Origin of the sequence: Micromonospora costi (genome assembly GCF_003626655.1) — a bacterium.
In the GTDB taxonomy this organism is placed as follows: domain Bacteria; phylum Actinomycetota; class Actinomycetes; order Mycobacteriales; family Micromonosporaceae; genus Micromonospora; species Micromonospora costi.
On the sequence record NZ_RBAN01000002.1, the window covers coordinates 1034966 to 1047942 of the forward strand.

Consider the following 12977-nt stretch of genomic DNA (forward strand, 5'->3'; position numbering starts at 1 on the left):
CCGCCGCAGGCGCAGTCGATGCTGCCGATCGGGTGACCCTCGCGGGGATTTTGATAGAAGTCATGACTATCAAGCCACGGTGTCGTATCTTGGTAGTTGTAACCGCTACCGAGATCACGGAGGACGTCATGGCCGACTACGCGACCCTCGCCGCCGCCCACCGCGCTGCCGTCTCCCGTGCGGCCGACGCCGGCAAGGCCCTGACGCTGGCACGGCACAGCCTCAACGCCGCAGGCGGCGCGGCCATCGACACCGTCCGGGTCCGGCAGCTCGCCAATGCCGCAGGCCGCGCCGAAGCCGCCTACCGGCAGGCGTGCCGCGAGGCCGACGAGGCGAACGCCGCCGCGACCGCGGCCAACCCGAACGCGGAGCCCCGCCGGTGACCGCGCTGACCTTCCCGGCCGTCGACCTGCGTGCGCTGGACGACGCCACCCTGACCGCGCTCGCCGCCTGGCACGCCGAAGGCGCCGCCGCGACCGCCGCCGAGCAGGCCCGCCGCGCCGCCGTCGCCGAGCGGGTCCGCAAGGCCGCCGCGTGGCGGCTCGCCGACGAGGCCGGGGACGACCCGCGGTGGACACCGCAGCAGTGGGATGGGGCGCGGATCTGCGTCGGCCCGAGGCGCGGGTTCCGAGGCTTCATCGTCGGCCGCTGCACCGACGGCTGCGAGCAGGTTGACGGTCGCCCCCACTGGCAGCTGTACCAAGGGGCGAGCCTGACCCGCGTCGACTGCATCCCCCGCGAGCACCTGCGGCCCGTCCCGACGGTGCGCCGTGCCGGCGGGCCGGGCCGCGTCCGCTGCGACTACCCGTGCCGCTGCTGCATGGGCGACCCCCGTACACGAAAGACCGAGAGGACACGAGCATGACCCTCACCGAACCCGCCACGACCGACATCACCCCGCAGACACCTGCCCTGATCGGACCGCTAACCGCCGAGGAATGGTGCGCCTTCCGGATGCGCGACGACGACGACCTGTTGCAGTGCTGCGGCGTCACATCGTCGTTCCGGGACGCCCTGTTCTACCTGCTGCGGATGGGCGGCGGCCGGGAGCACGCCCGGGGGTACTTCCGGGAGGAGTGGCAGGCCATGGAGGAACACGACTTCCCGGTGGGCGATGAGGTGACGCCGTTGCTGGACAAGCTGCGCGCCTACTACATCGACCCGCCGTCGGCGACAGCCGGATCGGCGGGTTCGTGATGGGCGGGCTCGACGAGGACGGCCAGCCCACCGACGACCTGTTGATGCACTGGGCCGAGCACAACGCCCACGCCGACGGTGAGCGTCCCGACCCGGCCGACGGCGAGCACCCGATCCTCGGCGAGCTGTCCGCCCTGGTGGACCTCCTCGCGTCCGGGAAGGTACCCACGCCGCACGGCATCCACCTCAACTTCGAGGCGGGCGAGGCCGCCTGGGTGCGGGTGATCGCCGCCAACCCGGCGGTGGTCGAGCAGGTCGGGTTGCGCCCGCAGGTCATCGTCGCCGCCGGCCGGGTCTTCAACGGCACCGAGCACGTCGAGGTGCGCCTGTCGTGGGTGGCCGACCAGGACATCCCCGACCAGGGGCGGGTGGTTGCCGCGGTGCGGGCCCTGACCGGGCTGCTGCTGGCCGGTGGGATGCCGGTGCCGCTGCGGGTGGACGCGATGCACGCCCTAACGCGCGTGGGGCTGATGGCGCAGCGGATCGTCGACCAGACGGCCGCGGTCCTGGACGAGCGGCCGACGTGGCACATGGGGTCGGTGTTCGTCGTCAAGCGGCTCGGGCGGTGGGTGTCGTACACGATGCACGGGTTCCTGCGATGAGCGGCCCGTTGGAGCTGCTGGCCACCCGCGGACTCCCGGGGTCAGGCAAGACGTTTTTCTCCGCCGGCTGGGTGGCCGAGGACCCGGCCGGCCGCGCCCGGGTCAGCCGGGACGACACGCGGAAGATGCTGCACGGCGGCTGGCTGGGCACGGCCCGGCAGGAACGGCAGGTAACCGTCGTGACGCACGGGGCGATCCTCGACCTGCTGCGGCTCGGGGTGTCCGTGATCGAGGACAGCACCAACCTGGTCGACGAGCACCTGTTCGGGTTGTGGGACATCGCGCAGCGGGCGGGAGCCCGGTTCCGGGTGGTGGACCTGACGCACGTCCCGTTCGAGGTGTGCGTGGACCGGGACGCGCGGCGGGAGGGCCCGGCGCGGCTGGGCCGGGCGAAGATCCACGCGATGTTTGAGCGGCATATGCAGGGCCGGCCTCGGCCGCTGCCGCTGCCCATTGGGCTTCGGCCGGCTGGCTGAAATTCGGTAGAAGTCGTGACAGCGGCCACCCCGTAACGTAGCTTGATAGATGTAACCACTACCAAGATTCGAGGGGGCGTCATGGTCACCGCAACGCGCATTGGCCCCGCCGACTACGTGCTCCACACCCCCCCGCGTCGAGCAGGGCACCCGATTCACCGCGCACGGCGCGATGTTCGAGGTCGTCAGCGAGCCGATCACCGTCGGCTGGAACTCCGCGACCGCCCGCGTCCGCGAGGTCGGCGGCACCCACGACGGCAACGAATTTCCTGCCTACCTGCGAACGAGGAGCTGACCGCCATGGCCCGCCGCGAACGCACCCCCCGCCGGATCGCCCTCGACGTGCTGCGCTCAGTCAAGAGCGACGTCGGTTCGCTGATCGCGCGCTGGGACGTCACCGGGAAGGTCTACCTGCACCCGCACGAGCGTGAGGACCCCAGCAGGTGGTTCCGGCCTCGCCAGCCGCACGAGTACCCCGAGAACGACCCGCAGGCGTGGACGCAGCTCGCGGCCGACGCCGAGGAGGTCGCCCGGACCGCGATGGCGCTGCGCCGGTTCGCGCTCGACCAGAAGGCGGACCTGCTCCGAGCGCGGCGGGGTGGCCAGCAATGACCACCCGCACTGCCGAGACGGTCACGCTGAACCCCCGCTACGCGGTTCCGCTCGGCACCGGCCGGATCGCCTGCACTCAGGTCCCCGCCGGCATGTGGGCCGTCAAGGTCCGCCAGCGCGGCGACCACACCATCGCCTACGTCGTGCCCCGCTACAGCACCGCCGGCAGGGCGTTCGTCCTCGCCGTCGGCGACGACCAGCGGGCCGTGTTCGGCGCGGCCATCCGCTGGACCGGCCAGGCCAAGACCCTCGCCTGCCACATCGACCGGGTCGTGTTCGCCGGCTACGGCGACGCCACCTACGAGCAGTTGAGCGACCTCGACGGCCTCCCGGTCGTCTTCGACAGCCAGGAGGCCCGATGAGCCTGTACCCGACCAAGACCCGACTGCGGCTGCTCCGCGACGTCGCGGACGGCATGGTGTGGTTCTCCCCGCACCAGAACGCCGTACACAACCGAGCCACCACACCGGCGGCCAACGTGCTCTCGGCTACCGCCGAGCAGCGGGAGGCCGGCTGGATCACCGCGGACATCCGCGACAGCTCCGACACCCTCGGCCACTACCCGTACTCGCCCACCGCCGCCGGGCTGGAACCTCCTCGCCAAGCACCTGCCGGACGCCGGCCCCATCCCGCCCGTGTGGCTCCTGGATGTGGACGGCGTCATCAACGCGACCAGCCCGCAGTGGGGTGTCGAGCCCAGTACCGGTAAGGCCCGCGCCGCCGGCACCACCTACCGCCTGCGCTGGGCCGCGCCGCTGGTCGACCGCATCCGCGAGCTGCACACCACCCACCAGGTCGAGGTTCGCTGGTGCACCACCTGGTGCGCGTACGCCGACGAGCTGGAACGGCTGTGGGACCTTCCCGCGCTGGGCCGCGCGTTCTGGGAGGACGTCAACGGCTACGCGGCGAAGGTGGCGAAGCTAGCCGCCGCGCGGCAGGTGCTCGCCGACGGCCGCCGCCTGATATGGACCGACGACACCGAGGTCCCGATGTCCGGCCCCGTGTCGGACGAGCTGACCGCCGACGGGAGGTCGCTGCTGATCCGCCCGGACGAGTGGTACGGACTACGGCCGGTCGACCTCGACGCGATCGAGGCGTTCGGCCGCGAAGCGCTCGAAGCGATCAAGGCGAGGACGGCGTGATCGTCTTCCTGTGCCCAGACCGGGCCCGCCGCCGCCACCGCTGCACGGCGACGTTCCCCGTCCCGACCCGCGACCCGGACGCCGCGCTGACCGAGGTGATCGCGCACCTCACCGGCGACCCACACCGGCACGAGCTGGCCGACGCGATGCGGCTGCTCACCAACGTCAAAGAGATCAAGACCGCGCGGGAGGCGGCGTGAACGTACCGGAATACCTGCTCGGCTTGGCCACCCTGCCGGCCGCCCTCGGCGCCGGCTGGCTGCTGTGGCGGCTCGCCCGGCTGGTCAACCGAGTTGGCGACGACCTGCTCCGGCGGCTTCCCGTCGGCAGGCGCAGGAGCGGGCCGGGTTCGCGTCTTTCGCCGCATGCGCCCGCCGCTGCCACGTCGTCGCGTTCGGCGGGGTGGCCGTCGCGGTGATGGCCGGCTATGACAGCGGCGAGCGGCAGCAGGTCTACAACGCGGTCTACCCGGTGCTGGCCGAGCCCGCCCGGGTGCGGCTTCGGCGGCGGGCGGCTGGCCCGCAGGACCCGGGCATCGACTACACCGATCAGGAGGCGTGATGTCCGATTTTTGGCTGGGGGTGCTCGCCGCCTTCGGGGTCGTCGGTGGCCTGGTCGTGGCGCTCGGCCTGGTGTGGTTGGTCGTGGTGATGCTGCCCGAGGGTGTGTGGTGGACGGTGAAGCGGCTGCCGCTGCACGACGAGTTCACGCGGGACCGGACAGCTGCGCTGGTGGCGTCGGCTCGGCGGGCGTACACCCTGCGCATCCCTCAGGGGGTGCGGCTGACGTTGACGCTCGGGGAGAACCGGGAGGGCATGCTGGATTTGCTGGATGACCTGGGCAGAAGCCGCCGGGCGGCCCGTGTGGAGGGGCGGGAGTAGAACTGGCCAGCGAATCCGAGCGACACGGTAAATGCCTCATGTTCGCTCTATTTGACGCTTTTGCCCCGTGAAAGTTGCACACTGAAAACGTTCAGGGAACATCCATTCCCCGACCGAGCAACATCAACTCAACCCGAACGTCGCCGACCCGCACCCGCACGGCACCGGATCCAATGGGGAGGATCAGATGCCCACCAGGCACCAACGCCGCATACGGTTGCTGCTGCTCGGCGTGGCGGCCGGCCTGGGGACCCTGATCGCGCTCGGCCACTCGGAAGACGCGCACGCCGCCGACAGCACCCCCTACCCGACAGCGGACCACATCGGCGACGTCGAGCCCGCACGCGCCGCCCTGGCCGGGATCAAGTCGCACCCGCGGGCGGTGGCCACGCAGCCGGTCCGACGTCTCATCGAGACCACGGCAGCGATCGAGGGCACCACCGTTCGCCCCACCATCAACCGACTCGTCGGCGACACGGTCTCGGCGCGGATCCGTCTTCTGGACGCGGCACCGCGCGAGCCAGCGTTCGTGCGGGCCCGACCGCAGGCTCCACCGCCCCCGGCTGCCGACCCGAGGCACGCGCCAGCCAAGACGCAGCCGGCGCCCGCCCGCGCCCGCGTGAAGCCCGCCGGCACCCTTCACCTCGCCGGCCACCGCCGCCCGGCCGCCGCTCATCCACCGGCCGAGGGGGCGGCCCGCCGTCTGCCACCGCCCGTTCCGCACGCGGCGGCTCTCACCCCCGGGGACTCCGGCTCGCACAGCCACTGGATCAACAGCGTCAGCAGCGACGATGCCGCGACGGCACCCGCGGCCAAGCCGTTCGACGCCACTACCACCGGAGTGTGGACGCCCCACAGCCTGCCTGACCGGCCGCTGAGGGGCCGCGACCAGCACCACGACGGCCGCACCCATCCCCCGTCGCCCCCGTTCGGCTGACTCTCACCGTCGCCTCGGGCACCAGCCAGCAGCACTGGCCGGCGCCAACCGCCGCACGCCTACCCGAGGGCTCTGCGGCGGGGAGACAGCAAAGCCCCCACGCGGTGCTGCGCGTCTCCGATCACCCGCAACTAGATCGGAGCACCACCACCATGACGCACAACCTGAGCTACCCCCGCGATCTGAACGACAACACGGAGCGGGAGATCCACGCGGCCCGTAAGCAGCGAGAACGCCGGATCTGTCGGCTCCTCGCGGAGCGGAGGCAGATGCGGCCCCCTCGGATCTACACCCGGGCCACCGTGATCGCCGGCATCGCTGCGGTCCTGGACTGGGTGATGGTCGCCTTCCACACCGCCAGCGTGCGAGGCCGCGCGCAGGACCCGATGATCGGCACCCATCAGGCGCTCGTGGCGACGCTCTCCATCATTGCCGCGTGCCTCGCGATCGGCTGGGCCATCATGGAGATGCAGCGCCGGTTCGAAGTCAAACGAGACGAGATCGAGGATCTGCGCCATCAGGACCGCACGGCGCTGGCCGAGTGGGCGATGGTCGTGGCGAGCAACCGGGAGTGGCAGAGCTACGCCGTCGGTGTGCGGGAGGGGCAGGGCTACAACCGCAACGCATCGACCGATCCGCACAACGCCGTCGTGCCGCTGTCGCAGCGCACCGCCGGCAGCCGGCAGCCCGGCCACCGGTACTACAGCTAGACGCCGCGCATCACGTCGATGTTGTCGTAGGCGCGCTGTGCCCGTCGTCCCCGGGCGGCCGACCCGTAGTGCAGGAGCATCTGCCTGGACTCCCACCCGTTGAGTTCCATCAGGTCGCCCTCGGCGCCGCCCGCGTCCAGCCAGTTGTGGGTGAACGTGTGCCTGAACAGGTGCGGGTGGACCTTCAGGCCGATCCGTGCACCTCGCCGCTTGACGATCTGCCGCACCCCTGACGGCGTCATCGGCACGTTCCGGCGCACGCCGATCCACAGGGCTTTGGTGAGCTTCGCCGCCGAGTGCTCGGACCGCTTCCGCAGGTACCGGTCGAGGGCGAGGGCCGCCTTGGCGTCGAACTTGACGGTGCGTGTCCTGCCGCCCTTGCCGGTAACCACGGCGGTCCGCTTCGCCACGTCGACATCGTCGAGGTCCAGGCCGGTGATCTCGGCGAGTCGGCAGCCGGTCGCGGCGAACAGCCTCATGAGGGCCGCATCGCGGCGGTCCTCATAGGTCTTGCCCTTCTCCGCGTCCTTGATCAGCGCGGCGAGCTGTTCGGTCTCGATGATCGGCTTCGGCTCGGCGCCAACCTTGACCGGCGGCGGGGGCTTGAACTTGTCGAACGGGTCGACCGTGTCCTCTTCCTCGGCGTACCACTTGAAGAACGCTTGCAACGCGCGGCCGATGTTGTTGCGGTAGCCGCGGGCGTACTCGATCTCCTGCATGTGGGCGAAGAACTGGCGCAGCTCGTCGCGGGTTACCTGCGCCCACGACCGGATGTCGGTTTCGCGCAGCAGCCAGCCGGCGAACCAGGATGCCGCGTCGGTGTAAATCTCCCTCGTGCGTTCTGACCGTTCGGCGACTTGGAGTGACAGCCGGAACGAGGCGATCCACGGGGCGAACGAGCCGAGGTCTTCTGGTAGGTCACCGCGCCGGCTGGCCATCTTCTCCACCTCCACACAGCACTCGCGTGCAATCCGTAGGGCCCCCAGCTACGGCCTGTGAGGCCGCGATGGACGCCGGTAGGGACCGCCGGGGGTAGTCCGGACACCGGCGGGGGTGGTTTCGGCCCTCAGGGGCCTTCTGGTGGGGTCGGCGTTGGCCGGAACCCGCTTGGAGACGATCGCGTAAGCGACTGCTCTGTGAGCGGCTAAGCGTACCGATCGTGCTGGCTGCCACCGGCGTTTCCGCAGGTGGGAGGGGGTTTGTGGGCGCGGCAGGTTTCGAACCTGCGACCCCTCGCTTGTAAGGCGAGTGCTCTCCCACTGAGCTACGCGCCCGGAACGCCCGTACGGCGGGCCGGTGGCTGGCAAGCTTACCCTGCTCGCCTCCGGCCCGGGCGCACGGCGTGGCCGGGTCAGGGTTTCAGGATGCGGCCACCTCGGCGAGCGCCTTGCGCCAGCCCTGCTGGTCGCGGGCCTCCCCCGGCATGGTCATCTCGGCGAACCGCACCACGCCGGTCTTGTCGATCACGAAGGTGCCCCGGTTGGCCACCCCGGCGGTCTCGTTGAAGACGCCGTACGCCTGGGCGACCGCCCCGTGCGGCCAGAAGTCCGCGAGCATGGGGAACTGGTAGCCCTCGCGGTCGGCCCAGACCTTGTGGCTGTAGACCGAGTCGACGCTGACGGTGAGGACCTGCACCTCGTCGTTGACGTACGCGTCGAGGTTGTCCCGCACCTCGCACAGCTCGCCCTGGCAGATGCCGGTGAAGGCCAGCGGGTAGAAGACCAGCAGCACGGTGCGCCGCCCCCGGAAGTCGGAGAGCCGAACCTCCTGGTTGTTCTGGTCCTTCAGCACGAAGTCGGGTGCCTCGGCGCCAACCTCGACGGGCATGCGGAAGCTCCTTGCGTGGGGGTCGGAAACGGCACCAGCGTGCCACACCCGGCGGCGACCCCGCCGGGCGACCATCCGGTTGCCCGCCCCCTCGGGGCGACGGGCGACCGGGCTACTTCTTGCCCTTGGCCCCTCGGCGCAGGACGAGGCGGGCACCGCTCCAGTCCCGGCCGGCGTTGACCGTCGAGGTCTGCTGGAGGCCGGCCGTGGGAGCGGACTCCGCGATCTCGCTCGGCTCGACGTGACCCTCGCGCCCCGCCTTGGGCGTGAGCAGCCAGACGACCCCGTTGTCGGCCAGGGGGCCGAGGGCGTCGACGAGGAGCTCGAAGAGGTCACCGTCGCCGTCGCGGTACCAGACGAGCACCGCGTCGACCACCTCGTCGGTGTCCTCGTCGACCAGCTCTCCGGAGCGGTCAGTCAGGGCGTCGCGGAGGTCGTGGTCGACGTCGTCGTCGTACCCCATCTCCATGACGACCATGCCCGGCTCGATTCCGAACCGGTCCGCCAGGCTGCGTACCCCGTCGGCGGCCTGACCAGCGGTCGCGCTCACTGTCGCGTGCCTCCTCATCTCGTCCCTGCTCGCGGCGCCTGGTCGGCGCCGTCAGGCAAAGTCCACACAGTTGTGGCCCCCCGCGCAAGTGGCGCACCGGGTGGAACGGAATTTACCGTGCCAGGAGCGTGCGGGCACCCTGGGTAATGGCTTCCTCTGAGACCAGAACCTGACGCGCGGCCGGACCTAATGGTACAAACGAGTCAACTCCGGCTACTCGTCGCGCCGCACCGACATATCCGGCATCGACCAGTGCGGCGATCACCCCCTCGCCGACCCCGCCGGACCGGCGGGTCTCGTCCACCACCAGCACCCGCCCGGTCGCCGAGGCCTCCCGGATGATGTCCGCGACGGGCAGCGGCGCCAGCCAGCGCAGGTCCACCACCCGGGTCCCCACCCCCTCCTCGGCGAGCGCGGCGGCCGCCCGCAGCGACATCCGTACGCCGTTACCGAAGGTGATGATCGTGAGGTCCTCGGCCGAACCCACCCCGTACACGCGGGCCCGGCCGACCGGCACGTGGCCGCTCGCCCAGCCGCCCGGCTCCGCGTAGCTTGCCATCCACTCGCCGTCGCCGTCGGCGTACAGGTCCCGGGTGTGGTAGAGCGCGATGGGCTCCAGGAACACGCACACGCTGCCGTCCACCGCCGCGCTCGCCAGGCAGGTCCGCAGCATGGGCGCGGCGTCGTCCGGCCGCGCCGGCACCGCGATCACCAGGCCCGGCACGTCCCGGAGTACGGCCACCGAGTTGTCGTTGTGGAAGTGACCGCCGAAGCCCTCCTGGTAGGCGAGGCCGGCGATGCGCACCACCATCGGGTTGCGGTAGGCCCCCTGCGAGAAGAACTGCATGGTGGCCGCCTCGCCGCGCAGCTGGTCCTCGGCGTTGTGCAGGTACGCCAGGTACTGGATCTCCGGCACCGGCAGCATCCCCGCGAGCCCGGCGCCCAGGCCCAGACCGAGGATCGACGTCTCGTCGAGCAGGGTGTCGAAGACCCGCGCCGGCCCGAACCGGTCGCGCAGGCCCTTGGTCACCCCGTACACGCCGCCCTTGGCGGCCACGTCCTCGCCGAAGACCGCCATCCCCGGGTGGTCGAGCATGCCGTCGGCCAGCGCGGCGTTGATGCTCTGCGCGAGGGTCAGCGGGCCGCCCAGCTCGGGCGGTTTGCCGCCGAACGCCTCGGCGCGCGCCGCCGCGCCGGGACCGGCCGCCCGGGCCGCCGCCTCGGCGACCGCCCGGGCCACCCGCGCCGGTCGCCGGGGCGCCAGCGGGGCCACCACCTCGGCCGCCGCGGTGAGCTTCGGCTCGCCGATCGCCTCCTCGGCGAGCCGGCGTACCTGCCAGCCGATGTCGTCGTACCGGGCCAGCAGCTCCTCGCCGGTGGCGACCCCCGCCTCCACGAGCACGCGCGCGGTGGCGACTAGCGGGTCCCGGTCCAGGTCGGCGGCGATCTCCGCCGGGCTGCGGTACGCGGTCTCCGCGTCCGCCCCGGCGTGCCCCATGAGCCGTACCGTACGCAGGTGCAGCACCGCCGGGCGGCGGTGCCGCCGCACCCAGCCGGCGGCCTCCTCGGCCGCCGCGTACGCCTGCACCGGGTCGCCGCCGTCGGCCGCGAAGTAGCGGATGCCCGGCCGGGACCGCAGCGCCGTCTCCACCCAGCCCTGTGGAGTGCGGACGCTGATGCCGAGGCCGTTGTCCTCGCAGACGAAGAGCACCGGGATCCGCAGGCCGGTGTGGTCGTACCAGCCGGCGGTGTTCAGCGCGGCGGCGGCGCTCGCGTGGTTGATCGAGGCGTCGCCGAAGGAGCACACCACGATCGCGTCGGGCGGCCAGGGCGCGGCCGACCCGTCCGTCTCCCCGGCCCGCGCTCCGCCCCCGGCCCGGCGGGTCTCCAGCCGGCGCAGCCGTTCGACGGCGAGCCCCATGCCGACCGCGCGGGGCAGGTGCGAGGCGATGGTCGAGGTGGTCGGCACCACGGCGAGATCGGGATGGCCGAAGACCTTGTGCCGGCCACCGGCGATCGGCTCCCGCGCCGAGGCGGCCATGCCGCGCAGCACGTCTCGTGCCGCCGCCGCGTACGCCCACGGGCGCTCCGGCCGGGACGGTGCGGAGGGGTGGCCGTCCGGGGCGCCCACCGGGGTGCCGTCGGCCGGGTCGCCGTCGGCCGGGCGCTGCTCGACCTCCTCGGCGTTCGGGCCCCGCCCGGCGGGGACGGACGCTGCCGGGGTCCTGTCGGGGCCGTCCGGGGCTTCCGGTGCCCCGTCCCCGTCCCCGGGTGCCGCGGCGGCGTCCGCCGTCTCGCGGGCGTCGTCGGCGGGCTCGTCCGGGCCGGGTACGGCGGCCTGGGCAGCGCGCACGCAGTAGAACGCGCCCGAACGGTAGTGCAGCAGGGCCGGGTCGGTGGGGCGCAGCACGGCGGCGACCAGGGCGTTGGCCTCGTGCCCGGCCGAGCCGATCGTGTAGTAGCCCTCGCCGAAGCTGCGCAGCCAGCGCCCGGCCAGGTCCAGCTGCCGGCTGGTGACCTGCGCGTCGAAGAGGTCCAGTGCCCGGGCGCCGGTCAGCGTCGCGCCGTCGCTGAGCGGGTCGGCCGGGTCACGCCGCTGCCCTGGGTCGGCCAGCGCGGCCAGTGTCTGCCGGAACCGGTCGTCGAGATCGTGCGGGGTGGTCACGTCGGACAGCATTACCGACGAGGGCCAGTCGCGCCCACCCGGACACACACCGCCCGGCGGCGCTCAGGACGCCGCGTGCTCCTCCGGGCAGCCATCGTCGGAGACCTTCCACACGAGGTCACGCAGCGCGGCCACCTCCACGGTGGTGAGCCCGGCGAGCTGCCGCGAGTCGGACATCACGTCGTGCACCCGCTGCCGCATCCGCCGGCCGGCCTCGGTGACCATGAGCGTCTTCTGCCGGCGGTCGGCAGGGTCGACCCGGCGCTGCACCAGACCCGCCTGCTCCAGCTTGTCCACGAGGGCCGTGACGTTGGACCGGTCGCACTGCAACTGCTCGGCCAGGTCGCGCGCCGGCAGCGGCCGGTCCGGGTCGAGTTCGTACAGCGCGCGGGCGACCGCCGGCGTGAGGCCCAGCTCGGCGATCTCGACGTCCTGCCGGTGCCGGATGGCCGAGGCCACGTGCATCATCCGGCGTACGGCGTCGGCCGCGAGCCCGCCACGATCCCCCGGCTCGGGACCGTCGGTGCCGGCACGCTGGCTCATGCCAGCCAGTCTACGTGCGGAAACCGGCAGTTGATCACTGCTGGGCAGTCGGGTGATCGACTCGACGTCCTTGAAGTCGCGGGGTCCACCGGGCCCGGACACCCCGACATCCACGCAACCCGTGTCGATCACGCGCCCGGCCGGCCTCGGCGAGCGCTTCCGACGCGCCTACAGCCGGCGCGCACAGCCGCCCGGGACGCACACCCGCATGATCCACACCAGATCGCCGAGAACGCGGCATCCCACCCGCCCCGACCCCGCCATATCGGCGAAACGGAGTCGATCACGCGCGCCAGACGGCCCCGCGCCGTGATCGACTCGACTTCCTTGAAGTCGCGGGGTCCACCGGGCCCCGACACCGCGACATCCACGCAACCCGTGTCGATCACGCGCCCGGCCAGCCCCCAGGCGAGCGCGTCAGCCGGCCAGGAACGAGAACCGGACCTGCCGGGTGGGGTTGTCGCCGTTGGTGTCGACGAGGCAGAGCGACTGCCAGGTCCCCAGGGCCAGCCGGCCGCCCAGCACCGGCAGGGTGGCGTACGGCGGCACGAACGCGGGCAGCACGTGGTCGCGGCCGTGGCCGGGCGAGCCGTGCCGGTGCCGCCAGCGGTCGTCGCCGGGGAGCAGGTCGCCCAGCGCCGTGAGCAGGTCGTCGTCGGAACCGGACCCGGTCTCGATGATCGCGAGCCCGGCGGTCGCGTGCGGCACGAACACGTGCAGCAGGCCGTCGCCCTGACCCGAGACGAAGCTCTGCGCCTCGGCGGTGATGTCCCGGACGGCCGGCCGCGAGCCGGTCTGGACGGTGATCACGTCACTACGCATACGTCGCATTCTG

The 12977-nt window shown here is 72.2% G+C and carries 21 protein-coding genes and 1 tRNA gene; 15 read left to right on the plus strand and 7 right to left on the minus strand.

Going from position 1 to position 12977, the window contains the following annotated elements; translation table 11 throughout:
* The first annotated feature begins 128 nt into the window (after positions 1–128).
* From D7193_RS15820 to D7193_RS15875, 15 genes are all read left to right on the plus strand, one after another.
* Entirely contained in the window at positions 129–383 is a 255-nt protein-coding gene (locus tag D7193_RS15820) for a hypothetical protein (protein WP_120780204.1), read from the plus strand.
* Positions 380–865 (plus strand): hypothetical protein, encoded by a 486-nt coding sequence (locus D7193_RS15825; RefSeq protein WP_120780205.1) that lies wholly within the window; start codon positions 380–382, stop codon positions 863–865. Before D7193_RS15820 ends, D7193_RS15825 begins: the two co-directional genes overlap by 4 nt.
* Positions 862–1197 (plus strand): hypothetical protein, encoded by a 336-nt coding sequence (locus tag D7193_RS15830; protein ID WP_120780206.1) that lies wholly within the window; start codon positions 862–864, stop codon positions 1195–1197. The genes D7193_RS15825 and D7193_RS15830 overlap by 4 nt, the downstream gene beginning before the upstream one ends.
* On the plus strand, positions 1197–1799 hold the full coding sequence (locus D7193_RS15835; RefSeq protein WP_120780207.1) for a hypothetical protein: 603 nt from the start codon (positions 1197–1199) through the stop codon (positions 1797–1799). The genes D7193_RS15830 and D7193_RS15835 overlap by 1 nt, the downstream gene beginning before the upstream one ends.
* The gene (locus D7193_RS15840) at positions 1796–2275 is read left to right on the plus strand and encodes an AAA family ATPase (RefSeq protein WP_120780208.1); all 480 of its coding nucleotides are present in this window, start codon (positions 1796–1798) and stop codon (positions 2273–2275) included. Before D7193_RS15835 ends, D7193_RS15840 begins: the two co-directional genes overlap by 4 nt.
* Positions 2276–2447: 172 nt before the next feature.
* Complete coding sequence (locus D7193_RS34600) at positions 2448–2570, plus strand: hypothetical protein (protein ID WP_277749907.1); 123 nt, start codon at positions 2448–2450, stop codon at positions 2568–2570.
* A 5-nt stretch (positions 2571–2575) separates the two neighbouring features.
* Positions 2576–2887, plus strand: coding sequence for a hypothetical protein (locus D7193_RS15845; RefSeq protein WP_120780209.1), 312 nt, complete (start codon positions 2576–2578; stop codon positions 2885–2887).
* Positions 2884–3249, plus strand: a complete 366-nt coding sequence (locus D7193_RS15850; RefSeq protein WP_120780210.1) for a hypothetical protein — start codon at positions 2884–2886, stop codon at positions 3247–3249. Before D7193_RS15845 ends, D7193_RS15850 begins: the two co-directional genes overlap by 4 nt.
* 273 nt (positions 3250–3522) lie before the next feature.
* Positions 3523–4029, plus strand: coding sequence for a hypothetical protein (locus tag D7193_RS15855; RefSeq protein ID WP_120780211.1), 507 nt, complete (start codon positions 3523–3525; stop codon positions 4027–4029).
* Positions 4026–4229: a hypothetical protein gene (locus tag D7193_RS15860; RefSeq protein WP_120780212.1), complete on the plus strand. Its 204-nt coding sequence runs from the start codon at positions 4026–4028 to the stop codon at positions 4227–4229. Before D7193_RS15855 ends, D7193_RS15860 begins: the two co-directional genes overlap by 4 nt.
* Positions 4226–4447: a hypothetical protein gene (locus D7193_RS33260; protein ID WP_147434413.1), complete on the plus strand. Its 222-nt coding sequence runs from the start codon at positions 4226–4228 to the stop codon at positions 4445–4447. Before D7193_RS15860 ends, D7193_RS33260 begins: the two co-directional genes overlap by 4 nt.
* Positions 4447–4590 (plus strand): hypothetical protein, encoded by a 144-nt coding sequence (locus D7193_RS33470; RefSeq protein ID WP_158674815.1) that lies wholly within the window; start codon positions 4447–4449, stop codon positions 4588–4590. The genes D7193_RS33260 and D7193_RS33470 overlap by 1 nt, the downstream gene beginning before the upstream one ends.
* Positions 4590–4910 (plus strand): hypothetical protein, encoded by a 321-nt coding sequence (locus D7193_RS15865; RefSeq protein ID WP_120780213.1) that lies wholly within the window; start codon positions 4590–4592, stop codon positions 4908–4910. Before D7193_RS33470 ends, D7193_RS15865 begins: the two co-directional genes overlap by 1 nt.
* Before the next feature lie 187 nt (positions 4911–5097).
* Positions 5098–5847: a hypothetical protein gene (locus D7193_RS15870; RefSeq protein ID WP_147434414.1), complete on the plus strand. Its 750-nt coding sequence runs from the start codon at positions 5098–5100 to the stop codon at positions 5845–5847.
* Positions 5848–5999: 152 nt separating this feature from the next.
* On the plus strand, positions 6000–6557 hold the full coding sequence (locus tag D7193_RS15875) for a hypothetical protein (RefSeq protein WP_120780215.1): 558 nt from the start codon (positions 6000–6002) through the stop codon (positions 6555–6557).
* Here D7193_RS15875 and D7193_RS15880 read toward each other — a convergent pair.
* The 7 genes from D7193_RS15880 to D7193_RS15910 all read right to left on the minus strand — a co-directional run bounded on the left by D7193_RS15880 (position 6554) and on the right by D7193_RS15910 (position 12964).
* A complete protein-coding gene (locus D7193_RS15880) occupies positions 6554–7495 on the minus strand; it encodes a tyrosine-type recombinase/integrase (RefSeq protein ID WP_120780425.1) in 942 nt (313 codons plus the stop codon). The genes D7193_RS15875 and D7193_RS15880 overlap by 4 nt on opposite strands.
* 264 nt (positions 7496–7759) lie before the next feature.
* Positions 7760–7831: transfer RNA gene (locus D7193_RS15885), tRNA-Val, on the minus strand.
* An 85-nt stretch (positions 7832–7916) separates the two neighbouring features.
* A complete protein-coding gene (locus tag D7193_RS15890; RefSeq protein WP_120780216.1) occupies positions 7917–8384 on the minus strand; it encodes a peroxiredoxin in 468 nt (155 codons plus the stop codon).
* Between the two features lie 112 nt (positions 8385–8496).
* Positions 8497–8934: a DUF3052 domain-containing protein gene (locus D7193_RS15895; protein ID WP_120780217.1), complete on the minus strand. Its 438-nt coding sequence runs from the start codon at positions 8932–8934 to the stop codon at positions 8497–8499.
* Between the two features lie 112 nt (positions 8935–9046).
* A complete protein-coding gene (locus D7193_RS15900) occupies positions 9047–11611 on the minus strand; it encodes a thiamine pyrophosphate-dependent enzyme (RefSeq protein WP_120780218.1) in 2565 nt (854 codons plus the stop codon).
* Between the two features lie 51 nt (positions 11612–11662).
* Positions 11663–12142, minus strand: coding sequence for a MarR family winged helix-turn-helix transcriptional regulator (locus D7193_RS15905; protein WP_120780219.1), 480 nt, complete (start codon positions 12140–12142; stop codon positions 11663–11665).
* 417 nt (positions 12143–12559) lie between these two features.
* Positions 12560–12964 carry a YjbQ family protein gene (locus D7193_RS15910; protein ID WP_120780220.1) on the minus strand — a complete coding sequence of 135 codons (405 nt, stop codon included), beginning with the start codon at positions 12962–12964 and terminating at the stop codon, positions 12560–12562.
* Between the last annotated feature and the right edge of the window lie 13 nt (positions 12965–12977).